The sequence below is a fragment of the Corynebacterium riegelii genome (genome assembly GCF_001263755.1).
Lineage (GTDB): Bacteria > Actinomycetota > Actinomycetes > Mycobacteriales > Mycobacteriaceae > Corynebacterium > Corynebacterium riegelii.
Window position 1 is genome coordinate 724,344 of sequence record NZ_CP012342.1, and the last position, 16,410, is coordinate 740,753.

Here is a 16,410-nt window from a genome sequence, read left to right on the forward strand (position 1 = left end):
TAGAGGATATAGATCTAGACAAACGCTGATTGCCCTGTCACTGCACGCCCGACGATGAGGGCGTTGATCTCGTAGGTGCCTTCGTAGGTGTAGAGCACCTCAGCATCCGCCATCATCTTGGATAGGTGATGCTGAGTCAGTAGGCCGTTACCGCCGCCAATCGCTCGGGCTGCCGCGGCTGATTCACGCGCCAGCCTGGTGTTTGTGGCCTTGGCCATCGCCGCCATAGGCATCTCCAGCTTGCCTTCTTCTTGAACGTGCGCGATTTGAGCCATCATTGCCAACGATGCCGACGCGTTGCCCAAAATCCGGGTCAGCGGCTCCTGGATCAGCTGGAATTTTGCAAGTGGCTTTCCAAACTGTTGGCGGGTAAGGGCGTATTCACGTGCAGCGTCGAAAATTCCTAGTTGAAGCCCTGCCGCCTGCCATGCAACCCAGGCGCGCGAAGAACAGAGGAAATCGTTGACGTTGCTGAATGATTGCGCACCCGGGATAGCGTTTTCGTGCGGGATGAGCACATTGTCGTAGGTAATATCTGCGTTTTGCATGATGCGCAGGCCCATTTTGCGCGAGATCTTGTCGGTACTTACGCCGTCTCTGTCGAGTTCCACAATGAAGGCTTTCACCGCTTGGTCTTCAACGTCCCGGGCGAATGTGATTGCAAAATCGGCGATTGTTCCGGCGCCGATCCAGCGCTTTTGGCCGTTGATAATCCAGCCGTCCTCAGTACGCTGCGCAGTGGTTGCCAACCCTCCTGCAATGTCTGAGCCGTGGTCTGGCTCTGTCAGAGCGAACGCACCGAGCTTTTCAAACTTGCGAAGCCCCGGCAGCCACTTGTCGCGTTGTTCATCAGAGCCAAGTGTGTGGATGACGCCAACGTTGAGTTCGTTGTGAATGCCTACGAGTGCGGAAAGGGACACGTCTACACGCGTGATTTCGGCATATACAAGGCCGCGGAACAATCGGGAGGTGTTGGACAGCTCAATTTCTCCGAGGCCCTGGGCCGCCAGCTTTGGCAGCAGCTCGAAGGGAAGTTCTTCGCGGTCCCAGTATTCGCCAACAACGGGGCGGATTTCGGTTTGGAGGAACTCGTGGATTTCCTGCAGCCTTTTGCGCTCGTCGCTATTTAGCTGGTCAGCGACGCCGAGTATGTCTGCGTGGGGAAATTTCACACCTTCAAGATGGGCATTTTGGGGGGAGTTGGTGGGGAGAATCGGGGGCATTTTTTCAAACCTTCCTGCGGATGGGCTCACGCCGTGTACGATTTAGACACAAATCGTACAGGAACGGAAAATCCGTGTCTCGAAATTCGATTTCTCTAAAACGGAAAGGAGGAAGGCCATGACCGAAGCACTCACCCCGCGCAAGCAGGCGTTGCACGATGCCATACTGGCCGACTTTCTCAAGGAAGGATTTCGCGATTTCACTATCGACGCTGCGACGAAGCGCTATCACTGTTCAAAATCCACCTTGTACACGTTCGGAAAAAGCCGAGACGAAATTGTGCGAAGGATACTGATCAGCTTCTTCAAAGAGATCGCGCAAACCACCGAAGCTGCTGGACGCCCGATTGCGAATCACGCAGAATCTCTCTTCGCGTACTTTGACGCAATCCGTACGTGTTTGGAGCCAGCCAGCGCCGAGTTCATGCATGATCTGGCAACGGAGCCGGTCGCGCAGCGGGTTTATGACCTAAACACTGCGGCGGCAATTGATGAGATCATGCGTCGTATTGAAACAGGTATTGAGGCTGGAGAGTTCAACTCAATTCAGCCTGCTTTTGCTGCACGAATGATTCAGCGCTCAATGCAAGACATTCAGCAGGGGGAGTACTCCGATGTGATCGCCACACCGGATGCGTACCGGGAGCTCGGGCGAATAGTGTTGCGCGGCCTCGACCCGCCTGCCCCGGCACCAGCATCACAAAGCCACGCACTTCAACCCAATCCCAACAACACCGAAGAGAATCGAGGAAGCCATGACTAGCGTGACCCAGCAATTCCGTGAAGCTCGCGACAAGCTCCAGTCGCTGCAGTTTGACTATGAGACGGCCTACGAGACCTTTGAATGGCCCCGATTCGACGAGTTCAACTTCGCTATCGATTGGGTGGACCAGATTGGGTCTGATCCTGCATCAAAAGATCGCGAGGCACTCGTGATCACGGAGATCGACGGCACCGAAACGCGCCGCACCTACGAGGATCTAGCACGCCGTTCCTCGCAAGTGGCTAACTGGCTGTTGGATAGCGGTGCGAAGCGTGGTGACCGTGTCATGCTGCTGCTTGGCAACCAGGTCGAGCTTTGGGAATCCATGCTTGCTTGCATCAAGGCGGGCCTGGTTATCAACCCGGCTACGGTCATGCTCGGTGCGGCTGATCTGGAAGATCGCACAACACGCGCTGAGATCTCTTGGGTGATCACCAATGCTGAGGACGCTGTGAAGTTTGATGAGGTTGCCGGCGACTTCACTATCATTCAGTGTGGTGATGATCCTAATGCGCAGCAGGCTCACCCGACGTTGCGCTACAACGATTCCTTCAGTGCGTCGTCGGTATTTGAGCAGTCGCAGCCGACAAAGGCAGACGAGACGATGCTGCTGTACTTCACCTCTGGCACCACCTCGAGAGCGAAGCTTGTAGAGCACACCCACACCTCCTATCCGGTTGGCCACCTTTCGACGATGTACTGGATCGGCCTACAGAAGGATGATGTGCACCTCAACGTTGCAGCACCTGGTTGGGCGAAGCACACGTGGTCGAACTTCTTCGCACCGCTGATTGCAGAAGCAACAATCTACGTCTATAACTACACGCGCTTTGATGCAGCAGCATTGATGGAGAAGATGGACGCAGAGGGTGTCACCAGCTTCTGCTGCCCGCCAACTGTGTGGCGCATGCTCGTACAGGCTGACCTTTCGCGGTTGAAGAACCCGCCAAAGAAGATTGCTGCTGCCGGCGAGCCGTTGAACCCGGAGTTGATCAACACGATTGAGAAGCATTGGCAGGTCCCGGTTCGTGACGGTTTCGGCCAGACCGAGTCTGCTGTGCAGATCGGTAACGCTCCGGGGCAGAAGATTAAGCCTGGTTCTATGGGGCGCCCGCTGCCAGGCTTTGAAATCGCCCTGATTGACCCAGCCACGGACGAGATCGGTGACCAGGGTGAAATTTGCGTCAAACTGGATCCACGTCCTGTGGGCCTGACCGTTGGCTATTACAACGAGCCTGAGAAGAACGCGGAGACGTTCCGTGACGGCTACTACCACACGGGTGACACCGCGGAGCGCGATGCGGATGGCTACATCACCTACATTGGTCGGGCTGATGACGTGTTCAAGGCTTCCGACTACCGCCTGTCGCCATTTGAGCTTGAGTCTGTGGTAATTGAGCACCCGGCGGTTGCTGAGGTGGCGGTTGTGCCTTCGCCGGACCCAATCCGTTTGGCGGTGCCGAAGGCATATGTTGCGTTGGCTGCTAATTGGGAGCCGACTGCGGAAACCGCAGAGTCAATTTTGAAGCATTGCCGCGACGGCTTAGCTCCGTACAAGCGTATTCGTCGCCTGGAGTTCTACGAACTGCCTAAGACTGTCTCGGGCAAGATTCGCCGCGTGGACCTGCGTAAGCGTGAGGTAGAGATTCACGAAGCCGATGGTGGTGAGACCAAGGCGTCCACCGAATTCGCCGACACTGATTTCCCGAGTCTGAAGGGCTGAGATAACCCGATAAGCCAGTAGGGCAAAACAAAAGGTGGGAGGAAAGTTTCCTCCCACCTTTTCGCACCTATTTAGCGGTGCTGGAAGTTAGCCTTGCGCTTCTCAGTGAATGCCTGCATGCCTTCCTTCTGGTCTTCGGAAGCGAAGATGGAATGGAACGTGCGGCGCTCGTACATAAGGCCTTGGGAGAGGCTTAGCTCGTCTACGGCGTTGATCTGTTCCTTGATCATTGTGGTAGCCACTAGCGACTTTTGGGCAATCTCTTCTGCCAGGTCCTTCGCTGCGTCGACCAGTTCTTCGGCTGGGACAACACGCGCGACGAGTCCGGAGCGTTCGGCCTCTTCAGCGCCCATCTGACGGCCGGTCAGGCACATTTCCATAGCCTTGGACTTACCAATTGCGCGGGTGAGTCGCTGGGATCCGCCCATGCCTGGGGTGACGCCAAGGTTCACTTCGGGTTGTCCGAACTTCGCGGTATCGCCGGCGATGATGATGTCGCACATCATGGCAAGTTCGCAGCCGCCGCCGAGCGCGTATCCGTTGACCGCTGCGATGATCGGGGTGCGTGCACGGGTCAGTGCATCCCATCCGGCGAAGAAGTCCAGGGTGTACATTTCGGTGGCGGTCTTGGTGCTCATCTCTTTGATGTCTGCGCCGGCGGCAAATGCCTTTTCAGAGCCGGTAATGACGATGCAGCCAATCGCATTGTCACTGTCAAGCTCGCCTACAGCAGCGGTGACCTCGGTCATGGTTGCGGAGTTGAGGGCGTTGAGCGCCTTCGGGCGGTTGAGCGTAATTACGCCTACTCGGCCAGTGGTCTCTACGAGGATGTTTTCATAGGCCATGTTGGTGGTTCCTTTCTTGACTTCTTGCACGTTTAGTTGAATTCTGGCGGTGTCGCGCCTGGCACGGTGTCGAAGGCGGTGAGGTCGCTGACTACGTTGGCGGGGACGTCGGCAAGCGTGGCGTAGGTCCAGGACGGGTTGCGGTCTTTTTCCACAATCTGGGCTCGGATACCTTCGACGAATTCTGGGTGGCGCTGCATGTTGAGGCTGAACCAGTATTCCTGGGTCAGTGCCTCAGCCAGTGTCATGTTCGCACCGCGGTTCAAGGTGGTCTCAGCTACCTTGATGCCAAGTGGCGAGTTTCGCCGCATCGCCTTGGCGGCTTTGTGGGACCAGTGGTCATCATCATTGCGCTCAGCTAGCTCGCTCAATTGCTCAAGGGTTGCCTCTGGCGTTGCTGCGGCGTATATCTCTGCCATTTCCTCGCGGTCATCGCCAAATCCGGGGCCGAGAGGTTGTGCGAAGCCGTTGATCACGCCTACGTCTCCAGTGGTGGCTAGTTCAGATACAAGCGTCTCTAGCTGATCCTGGGGTACGTAGTGGTCTGCAAGCCCAACGTCAATGGTTTCGGCTGCGCCGACGTGGAGCCCTGTGTAGGCAAGGTGGCGCCCGAGGCGGTCAGGGCTGCGTGAGAGCAGGTAGGTGCCACCAGCGTCAGGGGAGTAACCGATACCGGTTTCGGGCATGCCTACCCGTGAATCATCAGTAACAATGCGGTGCGCACTCAGCGCTGAAAGGCCAACGCCGCCGCCGAGAACAATGCCGTTCATGATTGCTACGTAGGGCTTGGGGTAGGTGTGAATGTAATAGTCGAGTTCGTATTCGACTTTCCAAAATGTTTGCCCCATGGTGCCGCCGTCTTTGGCGTCTTGGTAGAGCGATGCAATGTCTCCACCGGCGCAGAGTCCGCGTTCGCCGGCGCCGCGCAGGATTACTAGGGATACGTCTGAGTCGTCCTCCCAGCTTCGCAGAATTCGGGTGATTTCCTCGAACATTTCGAGGGTGAGGGCGTTGATTGCTTTCGGCCGGTTGAGAGTGATGATGCCGGCGCGGCCTCGCTTTTCGTGCAGTACGTGGTCCGCCATGCATGGTCTCCTTTCGGGTGTACGACTTTAGCCCGTATCGTACACATCCCTGAGGTGCTCAGCGTGATTTTTACGCAATTACCCACCCAATGCAAGCGCGAAATGTGACGCAGCGTACAGTAGCCTCATCCCACACAGCGGGACTACATTTCCACACTTTGGACAGGAGGGGCCATGGCCACACTGATTGAACCGGAGTTCTCAACAAAGAAGGACCGATCCGCAGCGTTCGCAATTGCTGCTTTCCCCGTATTTATTCTTGTCGGCTCGGCCATCGCATTCATATTTCCTGCGCCGTTTCTGCCACTGACGCAGTACATCACCTACTTCCTCATGATCATCATGTTCGGCATGGGTCTGACCTTGACCATTCCGGACTTCAAGGAGATTGCCCGCCGGCCGGTCCCTGTGGTCATCGGCGTGATCGCGCAGTTTGTGATCATGCCGTTGGGGGCAGTAGCGGTAGCGAAGCTGCTGGGCCTCAACCCGATGTTGGCGGTTGGCCTCCTTATGTTGGGTTCGGTGCCAGGTGGTACGTCCTCCAACGTCATCGCCTACCTGTCTAAGGGTGATGTGGCACTGTCGGTTGCCATGACCAGTGTTTCTACGTTGGTCGCACCCATCATGACCCCGATTTTGATGCTGCTGCTCGCCGGGGCAGAGGTGGAAGTTAACGCTGGCGCGATGGCTGCTTCGCTTGCAAAGACGGTGCTGATCCCTGTGCTCGGTGGCCTGCTGCTTCGTTACCTGTTGGATTCGTGGATGGAGAAGATCTCGCCAGTCCTTCCGTGGATTTCCATCTTGGGCATCGGTGGTGTGGTGTTCCCAACGGTGGCCAAGAACCGCGAAGCACTCATTGAGGTCGGCCTCATGGTATTCCTCGCGGTGCTGCTGCACAACGTCCTCGGCTACGTGCTTGGTTACTACGCAGCGAAGTTCACTGGCCAGCCGGAAAGTTACCGCCGCACGGTTGCCATTGAGGTTGGTACGCAATCCGCTGGTCTGTCTTCGGGTATGGCGGGTAAGTTCTTCGCCCCTGAGGCGGCGCTGCCGGGTGCTGTTGCCGCGGTGCTGCACAACATTACGGGCGCTATCTATGCCTCCCTTGTTCGTAAACACCCCACAGAGAAGGAATCGGCAGCTACCATCTAGCGCATGACACGCTTCATGGGTACTGAGACGGAGTACGGCATTATGTGTCCGCAGGATCCGTCGTTAAGCCAACTGCTCACTTCTACACATGCTGTGGTGGCGTATGCGGCGCTGCATACGTCCGCTCGCTCGCGGTGGGACTATGAGGAAGAGGCACCCCTGAAGGACACTCGCGGGTTTGACCTGCGGCGCTACCGCAGCGTTCCGCAGGTAGACCCGAACGCGATGGGCGTTGCCAATGTTGTCACGGCCAACGGTGCACGTTTTTACGTGGACCACGGGCATCCGGAGTACAGCTCGCCGGAGACCTCCAACGCGTTTGACGCCATGATTCAGGACGCAGCCGGTGACATTTACCTCAACCAGGCTGCGGCCACGATCCGCCAGTTGTGGGAGCAGCAGGTCAGCGTGCTGGATAAGCACGATCCCTGCCCACCGCTGAAGTTTTACAAGAACAATGTGGACGGTAAGGGCCAGTCTTACGGCAGCCACGAGAACTACCTGTATTCGCGCCAGACGGATTTTTCGACGCTCACCCAGGCGCTCATTCCGTTCTTTGTTGCCCGCCAGGTCATTATTGGCGCTGGTCGCGTCGGCATTGGTCAGGCGTCCGAGCGTGATGGTTTCCAGATTTCGCAGCGTGCGGATTACTTTGAGCAGGAAATTTCTCTGGAGACCACGCTCAATCGCGGCATCATGAACACCCGCGATGAGCCGCACGCGAACGCGACGAAGTTCCGTCGCCTGCACGTCATTGTTGGAGATGCCAACATGAGCCAGTACTCCAACTTCCTCAAGATCGGCATGACCAAGCTGGTTATTGATGCGATTGAGAATGACGTTGATTTCACAGACCTTCGCCTTGCGGATCCGGTTGCGGAGATGCACAACGTCTCGCACGACCCGACACTGAAGCATGAGCTTTTGCTTGCGGACGGCCAGCGCATCCCCGCGACCGCGCTCCTGCGCAAGTATATGGATAGGTGTGAGGCGCACGATGGCGTCGATAAGCAAGTGCTCGAACTGTGGGATGAGATCCTCACTGACTTGGAGCGCGACCCGCTGTCCACCGCTGACCGCCTGGATTGGACGGCGAAGTGGGCTCTGCTGAAGGGCTATACGGACCGAGGGGTGAGCTGGTCTGATCCGAAGTTGAAGATGATTGACATCCAGTATTCGGACATTGATCCGGAGAAGTCGCTCTACCACGCGCTTGTGCGCAAGGGCCGGATGCACACCTTGGTCAGTGATGACGTGATTGCACAAGCCGCAGCCAACCCGCCGGAGGACTCGCGCGCCTACTTCCGCGGTCACGTCACCCAGCGCTTCGGCGAGGACATTATGGCGGCGAGCTGGCAGTCCATCATTTTCAACCTGGACGGTGAGGTGATCCGTTTGCCAATGGACAAACTTGACCGTTTCACTAAGGCCGATATTGGTGACGTGTTGGATCGCGTAACCAACGTTCGGGAACTACTTCAAGCGTTAGGGTAGAGACATGACACAGCAGCAAGTTTTTGGAAAACCTGGTGGGGACGACACTCCGGAGGAGCCGTTCGAGGCAGGACAGGCGCAGATCAGCACCACTGGTACTGAGGACCTGTTGGATGAGATTGATGCGCTGCTAGATAACAACGCGGAGGAGTTTGTGCGCTCGTTCGTGCAAAAGGGTGGGCAGTAGAGTGACAAACGGCCTCTATCCGCGCCGCATTATGGGTGTGGAAACGGAGTTTGGTGTCGTCGCGTACAAGGATGGAAAGGCGGTGCTGACGCCGGAGGAGGCCGCTCGCTACCTGTTTCGTCCTGTTGTGGCGAAGCACCGGAGCTCCAACATTTTCACTGATAACGCCTCACGGTTGTACCTGGATGTGGGCTCGCACCCGGAGTATGCGACAGCGGAGTGCGATTCGGTAACGCAGCTTCTGAATTACGACAAGGCTGGTGAGGCCGCGTTTGCCAAGCTCGCTCGGCAAGCTGACCAGGCGATGGCCGCCGATCGTATTGACGCTAACATTTACCTGTTCAAAAACAACGTCGATTCCGCGGGCAACTCCTATGGTGCGCACGAGAATTACCTGATTAGCCGTGACCTCGTTCTGAAGTCTTTTGGCAAGCAGCTGTTGCCCTTTCTGATTACGCGTCAGCTGATTTGTGGGGCGGGCATGATCAAAAAGGGTCGCTTCGTCATCTCGCAGCGTGCCGATCAGGTGTGGGAGGGCGTTTCTTCTGCCACGACTCGTACGCGTCCGATTATTAATACGCGTGATGAGCCGCATGGGGATTCGCGTCGTTTCCGCCGCATGCACGTCATTGTGGGCGATTCCAACATGTCTGAGCCGTCGTTTGCGTTGAAGGTCGGCTCCCTGTTGTTGGTGATTGAGATGCTGGAGGCGGGTTTTGACCTGCCGGATGTGGAGCTGGACAACCCGATCGGCCACATTCGTGACATTGCGCTTGACCCAACTGGTGGCACGGAGCTTTTGCTTCGCGACGGTGGCGTGACCACCGCCCTCGCCGTCCAACAAGGCACGCTGGACGCTGCCCGGCGCTGGCTGGAAGTGCGCCCAGATGAGGGAACGCCGAACGAGGAGATGGCGCGCATCGTGGACCTGTGGCAGCGCACACTTGATGCGATCGCGTCGCAGGATTTCTCGGGCGTGGACACCGAGATCGACTGGGTGATCAAGCGCAAGCTGCTCACCCAGGTCAAGGACAAACTGGGTTGCGACTGGGATCACCCGCGTCTTGCCCAGATCGACTTGACGTATCACGACATCGATCGAGATCGTGGTCTGTTTTACCTCTTGGAGCGCAAGGGTCTGGCCAAGCGTTGGACCACTGATGAAGCAATTGCACAGGCACTGCAGGCTCCGCCCGCGACGACACGTGCAGTGCTGCGCGGCAAATTCTTGGACGCCGTGCGTGCAGCGGATGTGGACCATAACGTTGATTGGGTGCATCTGAAGATCAACCGTCCGGAGCCGGTCACACTTGAGCTGCTGGACCCGTTTGCTACGGAGAACGACGAGGTCGACGCACTGATTTCCCGTATCGCCGAAACACGCCAAGGCGAGGCAAACCGTGAGTGAGGTGGATGCTGGCCGCAGGCAAGTCAATCTCACGTTTGCCCTGCTGGGCGCTGAAAGCCCACGCAACATGGAGTGGGTTGGACGTAACGTGGACGGCTACCAGGGTAAGTCGCCGTCGGCGTTGGCAATCATGCTTTCGCGTGACGTGAAAGAGCTTCGCAGCATGTGGGTTCCAGTGCGCTACATGGACGGTGAACTGTGGTTGGACAAAGACCAGTACGAGTTGGAACCGGTGGAGTTGACCGAGGCTGAGGCGTCCGTCATTGGTCTGGCGGCTGATTTGGCCCACGGCGCCAATCTGGGGGCGTTTGCTCGTTCGGGTTGGACGAAGCTTGCGGCTTCTGGGGCGACGCGTTCGTTTGATGAGCCAGTGTTGGCCTCGTTTTCCAACGACATCACACGCCTAGACCCAGACACGTTGCGTCATTTGCTCACGGGTGTGCGAACGTCGAAACGCTTAAAGTTTGATTTCGTTTCCTCACCGGGCAAGCCGGTGCAGACGCGCACGGTGGATCCATGGGGGATCGTGCCGCTGAATAACCGCGCCTATCTGGTGGGGTGGGACCGCGACCGCGATGCGGCGCGTGTGTTTCGCGTCCGCAAGATTTCTCATGTGCGCGGGGTCAACGCGACTGACTTCAAGAGGCAGGAGGGGAGTCTGCAGGAGATCGTCGAGAAGCAACTGCAGCATGCGCTGACGGATGCAACGGTGACGGTGAGCGGCGCCGCGGGCGATGAACTGGCTAGCCGCGGCCAGCGTGACGGTGACACGATCAGGCTTCAAGGCGTGGACCGTGATTGGTTGGTGCGCACAGTGGCATCCTTGGCGGGCAGTGTGAGCGCAATAGAACCGGCGGACGTGCGAGAAGACGTCGTGGCGTTGCTGCGGCACGTGGGAGGAGAGAAGTGACCTCAACGAATCCAGCCCAGCAGAGGCGCGAGCGTGTGGTGCGCCAGCTGAACTTGCTTGCGTATGTGGGCAAGCACCCAGACTCCACGGTGATGGAGATGGCACGTGACTTGGGTTCGGATCCCGGTGAGATCAGGGATGACCTCAACGCGTTGCTTCTTTCAGGCGTGGGCATGCATGGTGGGCAGATGATTGACCTGAATCATGATTGGTTTTCGGTCAACGTGATTAACAACCAGGGGCTGGACAAGCCTCTGCGCCTGACTCCCACTGAGGCGAACGCGCTGTTGCTGTTGCTGGAGTCCTTGGAAACCATGCCGGGGATTGTGGACTCTGACGCGGTGATATCTGCCGCCGCAAAGATTCGCGCCGTGGCGCATGGTGCTGGGGTAGATGATGCGCAGATGCACGCCGAGGGCACCCCGGCTGCGACGATCCGCCAGGCAATTGCGGAGGAAAAGCAGCTTGAGTTGTCCTATTACTCTGCAACGTCCAACGCAACGTCAACGCGCATGGTTTCGCCGATTGACACGTTCCATAAGGATGGCCAAACGTACCTGCGTGCCTGGGATCACGGTGAGCTGCGTATGTTCCGCTTTGATCGCATCAGGAGCATTGTGCTTACCGACGCCACGTCGAACCCACCCAACGCCCCAACCCCAACCCTGGATCCTGCTGATCCGTTCAGCATGCGCGATGCAAAACGCGCGCAGCTGTTGATCCACCGCGACGCCACGTGGCTGGCAGACGACTGGGATCTGGATATCGACCTTTCCCACGAGGGTGGGGAGTGGGTGCCAGCGCAAATGCGCTACGGCAGTGCCGATTGGCTCGTGCGCTTCTGTTTGGGCCAGGCTGGCAGGGTGCGTTTGCAGGCACCAGAGGAACTTGCCGAGGAAGTTGTTCGTCGCGCGGACGCCGCGATGCGCGTGTTAGGATGACGCACATGCCTAATCTCGGTGCTCCCGAAATTCTGATTATTCTTGCCATCGTGCTGCTGCTGTTTGGCGCAAACAAGCTGCCTGACTTGGCGCGTTCGATGGGTCGTTCGGCTCGTATTTTCAAGTCTGAGGTCAAGGAGATGCGTCGTGAAGACGCGGAAGACCAGCCTGCGACCACCGCACCGCAGGGCGAGTTGACTGCAGGCCCGGCCACCACGGCTAACCCGGCCTCCCCGGTGAATCCGGAGACCAGCAGCGCATCCCAGGGCGATGACTTCTGGGATCGTCCTGAAAACCAGCCGACGCAGCGCTAGTTCACATGGCGTCTCAGGCGTCGTCAACGCCGCGGGCGGGAAAAGCTCGCAGGCGAAAGCGCAAGCATAACCCTCAGGGGGAAATGACGCTGGTGGAGCACCTGACGGAGCTCCGCCGGCGCGTTATTGTGTCCCTGGTTGCCATTGTGGTGGGCACCATCATCGGGTTCATTTGGTACCAGAGCGCCCCCGGTGGCCTGATGCCGTTGGGTGAAATTATTCGCCGCCCTTACTGCAACCTGCCGCAGGATTTGCGTGCGGATTTCACGCATGACGGCTCCTGCCGCCTGTTGGCCACCAGCCCGTTTGAGATGTTCATGCTGCGCCTGAAGGTGGGTGCGCTGGCGGGGTTGGTGATGGCCTCGCCAATCTGGCTGCTGCAGATCTGGAACTTCATCACCCCTGGGTTGCACAAGAATGAGCGGCGCTACACGTTTACCTTTGTCACGCTTGCGGTGACGTTGTTTGTCGCCGGTGCTGTGCTGGCGTACTTCGTGCTGGACCAAGGCCTGTACGTGCTTATGACCATGGGCGGGGAAGTCCAGGTAGGCGGTCTCACCGGCCAGAGCTACTACAACTTCCTGCTTGGCCTGACCGTGGTGTTCGGCGTGAGCTTTGAGCTGCCACTCATCGTTGTCATGCTCAACCTCGCGGGCATCTTGCGATACGACATGGTGAAGGAAAAGCGCCGCATCATCATCGTCGGCCTGTTTATTTTCGCGGCGTTTATGACCCCTGGCCAAGACCCGTTCTCCATGGTTGCGCTTGGTACATCGATGGCGGTGCTTGTAGAGATCGCGTTTCAGTTCTGCCGCCTCCATGACAAGCGGACAAACCGTGCGCGCCCGGACTGGATGGACCTAGATGATGAGGAGGCCTCCGGGCCAATCACGGCGCCCACATCGGTTGGCGGCACAGAGTCAATTGCCGCCGCGCCGATAGAGTCGCCGCAGCCTGTGGCGCCCAGCCGGAAGAAGCCAGAGGACCCGTTTAGCGACGTTCTTTAGCCCCGCACACAACCACGTACGCTGGTAGCTATGTCTGGGACGTTTTTGGGTGAATTTGTGGCGTCGAAAAGCTTTAAGCTCGACCCCTTTCAACTTGATGCCTGCCGTGAGGTGGAGGCGGACCGTGGGGTGCTGGTGTGCGCGCCGACGGGCTCCGGCAAGACGGTGGTGGGGGAGTTTGCCGTGGCGCTGGCGCTGAGTCGCGGCACAAAGTGTTTCTACACTACGCCAATTAAGGCGCTAAGCAACCAGAAATACCACGACCTGGTTGCAGAGCATGGCGAGGACGCCGTGGGGCTTCTCACCGGCGATGTGTCCATTAACGGCTCCGCTGAGGTAGTTGTGATGACCACTGAAGTGCTGCGCAATATGATCTACGCGGAATCGCCCCAGTTGGACAGGCTGAGCCACGTGGTGATGGATGAGATCCACTACCTGGCGGATCTGGACCGCGGCGCGGTGTGGGAAGAGATCATCTTGAACCTGGATGATTCGGTAAGCCTCATCGGCTTATCCGCAACGGTGTCGAATTCGGAGGAGTTCGGTGAGTGGCTGAGCACGGTGCGCGGGGACACCGCCGTGATTGTGTCTGAGCACCGTCCTGTGCCGCTGAGCCAGTACATGATGGTCGGCCGCAAGGTGTTTCCGCTGTTTGAGCCGGATTCAGACCAGGTGAATCGGGAACTTGAACGCGCCATTGCCCGCATTGAGGCGGGTGCGGGTGACCAGGGCCGATCGGATTATGAGCAGGGCAGGGGCTTTCGCTCGCGTGCGGACGGTCGGCGCTCCGGCCGCGAACGCTCCCAGGACCGAGTGCGCCCAGTCGGCCGACCGGAGGTGGTCCAAGCGTTGCAGGGGCGCGACATGTTGCCGGCGATCGTCTTCATCTTCTCCCGTGCGGGTTGCGACGGCGCACTGTTCCAATGCCTACGCTCCCGAAAAGAGCTGACCACGCCGGAGGAACAGGAGCAGATCCGGGCGATTATCGACGCCGGCGTAGCCGACATCCCCGAAGAAGACCTCGAAGTTCTGAACTATCGCCAAGTGCGCACAGCTTGGACCCGTGGTTTTGCGGCGCATCACGCGGGCCTGTTGCCGGCGTTTAAGCACATTGTTGAGCAGCTTTTTGTGCGAGGCCTGGTCAAGGTGGTGTTTGCCACCGAGACGCTAGCGTTGGGTATCAACATGCCGGCGCGCACCGTGGTGCTGGAGAAGATGGTGAAGTTCAACGGTGAGGCACACGTGGACTTAACACCTGGCCAGTACACGCAGCTGACTGGGCGTGCGGGCCGCCGCGGCATTGACCACATTGGTAACGCGGTGGTGCAGTGGGCCCCGGCGATGGACCCGCGTGAGGTTGCGGGGCTTGCGTCTACGCGTACCTATCCGTTGATTTCACCGTTTGCGCCGGGCTACAACATGGCGATCAACATGCTGGGCATGAACGGCTACGAGGACTCCATCCGTCTGATCGAGCAGTCGTTTGCTCAATTCCAGACGGATCGTTCGGTGGTGGGTGAGGTCCGCGAGATCGAGCGTCTGGAGGCGAAGGTGCGCAAGCTGCGATCGCAGTTGGATCGTGACGTTGCAACGCTTACCGGTACCGACGCCGAGGATGCCGCCGACCAGCTGGTGGAATACCTGACGTTGCGGCGAGATCTGAGTGACGCTGAAAAGGAAGCCCGCCGTACCTCCTTGCATGACCGTGAGGTAGAGACCCGCAAGATCCTTGGCCGCCTGCAGATTGGTGAGGTGGTTGCCATCCCGGGCAAGAAGATGCCGGAGCTTGCGGCAGTGCTCCAGCCGGCTGGCAGGCAGGATGATCCCCGCCCGTGGGTGACTACGGAGCGCGGCTGGTCTGGGCGCATTAGCGCGGATATGTTCCGTAATCCGCCGATTGTGGTGGGCCGCATCAAGGTGCCGCGCCATATGCAGCAGCAGCCGCGCAAACACACGCGCAAGGTGGTTGATCTGCTCAGGCGCAGTAATTTCCACGCGCCGAAGCGTATGAAGGATCAGGCGCGGGTGCGTCCGTCGAAGAAGGTCACGGCGCTGCGAGAGGCGATCCGCCAGCATCCTGCGCACCATTGGCCGGCGCCGCAGCGTGAGCTGTTGGCTCGCGTTGGCGAGCAGTTGGTGCGTGAGGAGCGCAAGCTTGAACGCGCCCAGCGCCAGGTGGACCACTCGACCGATACGCTTGGCCGCACCTTCGAGCGCATTATCGGCCTTCTCACGGAGCTGGACTACGTGGAGCTGCGTGATGGCCAGCCGCAGGTCACGGAGGAGGGCGAGCGCCTGGCCAGAATCCACAACGTGTCCGATTTGCTGGTGGCGCAGTGTTTGAAGCGCGGTATCTGGGACGAGTTGGATCCTGCGGAGTTGGCCGGTGTTGCCTCAATGATGGTCTTTGAGAACCGCAAGACCACCGGTGGGTATCCGGAGGCCGCCACAGATGCGATGGCGGACGCGATGAATGAGACGATGCGCGTCTACAACGAGCTGACTACGGATGAGCAGCGCCACCAACTGCCGGTGACGCGTCTCCCGGAGGCTGGGTTCGCGCTGGCGGTGCATCAGTGGACTGCTGGTGCGCCGTTGGGTTACGCCATGGCTGCGGCGGCGGAGTCGGGCGCGGAGTTGTCCGCAGGTGACTTTGTGCGCTGGTGCCGTCAGGTCATTGACGTGCTGGAGCAGATCCACAACACGGGCTACAGCGATACCATCCGCAAGAACGCCAATCGGGCTATTGATGCTATGCGACGCGGCGTGGTGGCTATCGGCGCTTAAGCGCCTCGAGCTTGTCGACGACGCGGGGTGAGACTAACGCAACCGTCGCCAAGCGAAGGTTCCTGCCGTATGGGTCTAGGATCAGCGACTGGACGGCGAAGATGCGTCCCTTCGCGACGATGGGTCCACCCGAGTCGCCTTTAATCGCACCGCTGAGCACGAGGCCTGCGGGCCTCACGCGCGTGTAGCCTGCGCGCGAGACTGCCAAGGGCAGTGGCGTGAGGTACCTGCCTGCGCGCGCGTTTGGGGTGCGTGCTCCTCCGCCGAAGCCGAAAGTAACGGTTTGGCTGAGCAGTGACGGTGGCGGTCCAATCGTGGGAAAGTCTCCAAGCACCACTGGTTTTGTGAGCGTAACCAACGCAATGTCAGTGCCGGGGAAAAGGTAGAGCTCGTCGATTCGCCGGCGCTCTTCGCCTACGGAGCACATCACACTGCGAAGCTTTGCCAGCAGCGGAATGAAGAAGTGGCCGCAGGTCAGCACCACATCTGGTGCGACAAGTGTGCCGGTGCAGTAACTGCTGGCACTGTGGAGCCGGACGAGATGGGCGGGGGAGACGGACACGCGACCATG

15 protein-coding genes are annotated in these 16,410 nt (G+C 58.8%); 11 read left to right on the forward strand and 4 right to left on the reverse strand.

Going from position 1 to position 16,410, the window contains the following annotated elements; genetic code table 11:
- Nucleotides 1-14: 14 nt before the first annotated feature.
- Nucleotides 15-1,223, reverse strand: coding sequence for an acyl-CoA dehydrogenase family protein (locus tag AK829_RS03500; protein ID WP_052204306.1), 1,209 nt, complete (start codon nucleotides 1,221-1,223; stop codon nucleotides 15-17).
- Nucleotides 1,224-1,341: 118 nt separating this feature from the next.
- On the opposite strand from AK829_RS03500, the gene AK829_RS03505 reads away from it, so the two are divergent.
- Both AK829_RS03505 and AK829_RS03510 read left to right on the forward strand, forming a co-directional pair.
- A complete protein-coding gene (locus AK829_RS03505) occupies nucleotides 1,342-1,986 on the forward strand; it encodes a TetR/AcrR family transcriptional regulator (protein ID WP_070494958.1) in 645 nt (214 codons plus the stop codon).
- Nucleotides 1,979-3,709, forward strand: a complete 1,731-nt coding sequence (locus tag AK829_RS03510; RefSeq protein ID WP_052204308.1) for an AMP-binding protein — start codon at nucleotides 1,979-1,981, stop codon at nucleotides 3,707-3,709. Before AK829_RS03505 ends, AK829_RS03510 begins: the two co-directional genes overlap by 8 nt.
- Before the next feature lie 71 nt (nucleotides 3,710-3,780).
- Here AK829_RS03510 and AK829_RS03515 read toward each other — a convergent pair whose 3' ends face one another.
- Together AK829_RS03515 and AK829_RS03520 are read right to left on the reverse strand one after the other, a co-directional pair.
- On the reverse strand, nucleotides 3,781-4,554 hold the full coding sequence (locus AK829_RS03515) for an enoyl-CoA hydratase (protein WP_052204310.1): 774 nt from the start codon (nucleotides 4,552-4,554) through the stop codon (nucleotides 3,781-3,783).
- Between the two features lie 32 nt (nucleotides 4,555-4,586).
- Nucleotides 4,587-5,639 carry an enoyl-CoA hydratase/isomerase family protein gene (locus AK829_RS03520; RefSeq protein ID WP_052204312.1) on the reverse strand — a complete coding sequence of 351 codons (1,053 nt, stop codon included), beginning with the start codon at nucleotides 5,637-5,639 and terminating at the stop codon, nucleotides 4,587-4,589.
- A gap of 174 nt (nucleotides 5,640-5,813) precedes the next feature.
- Between AK829_RS03520 and AK829_RS03525 the strand changes: the two genes are divergently transcribed.
- Genes AK829_RS03525 through AK829_RS03565 form a run of 9 tightly spaced genes read left to right on the forward strand, consistent with a single transcriptional unit; the run spans nucleotide 5,814 to nucleotide 15,839 of the window.
- On the forward strand, nucleotides 5,814-6,791 hold the full coding sequence (locus AK829_RS03525) for a bile acid:sodium symporter family protein (RefSeq protein WP_052204314.1): 978 nt from the start codon (nucleotides 5,814-5,816) through the stop codon (nucleotides 6,789-6,791).
- A gap of 3 nt (nucleotides 6,792-6,794) precedes the next feature.
- Nucleotides 6,795-8,285 (forward strand): depupylase/deamidase Dop, encoded by a 1,491-nt coding sequence (gene dop, locus AK829_RS03530; RefSeq protein WP_052204316.1) that lies wholly within the window; start codon nucleotides 6,795-6,797, stop codon nucleotides 8,283-8,285.
- 4 nt (nucleotides 8,286-8,289) lie between these two features.
- Entirely contained in the window at nucleotides 8,290-8,472 is a 183-nt protein-coding gene (locus tag AK829_RS03535) for a ubiquitin-like protein Pup (RefSeq protein ID WP_052204318.1), read from the forward strand.
- 31 nt (nucleotides 8,473-8,503) lie between these two features.
- On the forward strand, nucleotides 8,504-9,880 hold the full coding sequence (pafA, locus tag AK829_RS03540) for a Pup--protein ligase (protein ID WP_052206361.1): 1,377 nt from the start codon (nucleotides 8,504-8,506) through the stop codon (nucleotides 9,878-9,880).
- Nucleotides 9,873-10,790 carry a helix-turn-helix transcriptional regulator gene (locus AK829_RS03545; protein ID WP_052204320.1) on the forward strand — a complete coding sequence of 306 codons (918 nt, stop codon included), beginning with the start codon at nucleotides 9,873-9,875 and terminating at the stop codon, nucleotides 10,788-10,790. Before pafA ends, AK829_RS03545 begins: the two co-directional genes overlap by 8 nt.
- Nucleotides 10,787-11,731 (forward strand): helix-turn-helix transcriptional regulator, encoded by a 945-nt coding sequence (locus tag AK829_RS03550; protein ID WP_052204322.1) that lies wholly within the window; start codon nucleotides 10,787-10,789, stop codon nucleotides 11,729-11,731. Before AK829_RS03545 ends, AK829_RS03550 begins: the two co-directional genes overlap by 4 nt.
- Before the next feature lie 5 nt (nucleotides 11,732-11,736).
- A complete protein-coding gene (gene tatA, locus AK829_RS03555) occupies nucleotides 11,737-12,045 on the forward strand; it encodes a Sec-independent protein translocase subunit TatA (protein WP_052204324.1) in 309 nt (102 codons plus the stop codon).
- Nucleotides 12,046-12,050: 5 nt separating this feature from the next.
- Complete coding sequence (gene tatC, locus AK829_RS03560; protein ID WP_083278985.1) at nucleotides 12,051-13,052, forward strand: twin-arginine translocase subunit TatC; 1,002 nt, start codon at nucleotides 12,051-12,053, stop codon at nucleotides 13,050-13,052.
- Between the two features lie 30 nt (nucleotides 13,053-13,082).
- Entirely contained in the window at nucleotides 13,083-15,839 is a 2,757-nt protein-coding gene (locus AK829_RS03565) for a DEAD/DEAH box helicase (RefSeq protein WP_052204327.1), read from the forward strand.
- On the opposite strand, the gene AK829_RS03570 is transcribed toward AK829_RS03565, so the two are convergent.
- Nucleotides 15,826-16,401 carry a trypsin-like serine peptidase gene (locus AK829_RS03570; protein ID WP_083439733.1) on the reverse strand — a complete coding sequence of 192 codons (576 nt, stop codon included), beginning with the start codon at nucleotides 16,399-16,401 and terminating at the stop codon, nucleotides 15,826-15,828. The genes AK829_RS03565 and AK829_RS03570 overlap by 14 nt on opposite strands.
- Between the last annotated feature and the right edge of the window lie 9 nt (nucleotides 16,402-16,410).

Coding starts and splice junctions, on each gene's coding strand:
- AK829_RS03500 (WP_052204306.1), bottom strand. CDS start 1,223: ATGCCCCCGATTCTCCCCACCAACTCCCCCCAAAATGCCCATCTTGAA.
- AK829_RS03505 (WP_070494958.1), top strand. CDS start 1,342: ATGACCGAAGCACTCACCCCGCGCAAGCAGGCGTTGCACGATGCCATA.
- AK829_RS03510 (WP_052204308.1), top strand. CDS start 1,979: ATGACTAGCGTGACCCAGCAATTCCGTGAAGCTCGCGACAAGCTCCAG.
- AK829_RS03515 (WP_052204310.1), bottom strand. CDS start 4,554: ATGGCCTATGAAAACATCCTCGTAGAGACCACTGGCCGAGTAGGCGTA.
- AK829_RS03520 (WP_052204312.1), bottom strand. CDS start 5,639: ATGGCGGACCACGTACTGCACGAAAAGCGAGGCCGCGCCGGCATCATC.
- AK829_RS03525 (WP_052204314.1), top strand. CDS start 5,814: ATGGCCACACTGATTGAACCGGAGTTCTCAACAAAGAAGGACCGATCC.
- dop (WP_052204316.1), top strand. CDS start 6,795: ATGACACGCTTCATGGGTACTGAGACGGAGTACGGCATTATGTGTCCG.
- AK829_RS03535 (WP_052204318.1), top strand. CDS start 8,290: ATGACACAGCAGCAAGTTTTTGGAAAACCTGGTGGGGACGACACTCCG.
- pafA (WP_052206361.1), top strand. CDS start 8,504: ATGGGTGTGGAAACGGAGTTTGGTGTCGTCGCGTACAAGGATGGAAAG.
- tatA (WP_052204324.1), top strand. CDS start 11,737: ATGCCTAATCTCGGTGCTCCCGAAATTCTGATTATTCTTGCCATCGTG.
- tatC (WP_083278985.1), top strand. CDS start 12,051: ATGGCGTCTCAGGCGTCGTCAACGCCGCGGGCGGGAAAAGCTCGCAGG.
- AK829_RS03565 (WP_052204327.1), top strand. CDS start 13,083: ATGTCTGGGACGTTTTTGGGTGAATTTGTGGCGTCGAAAAGCTTTAAG.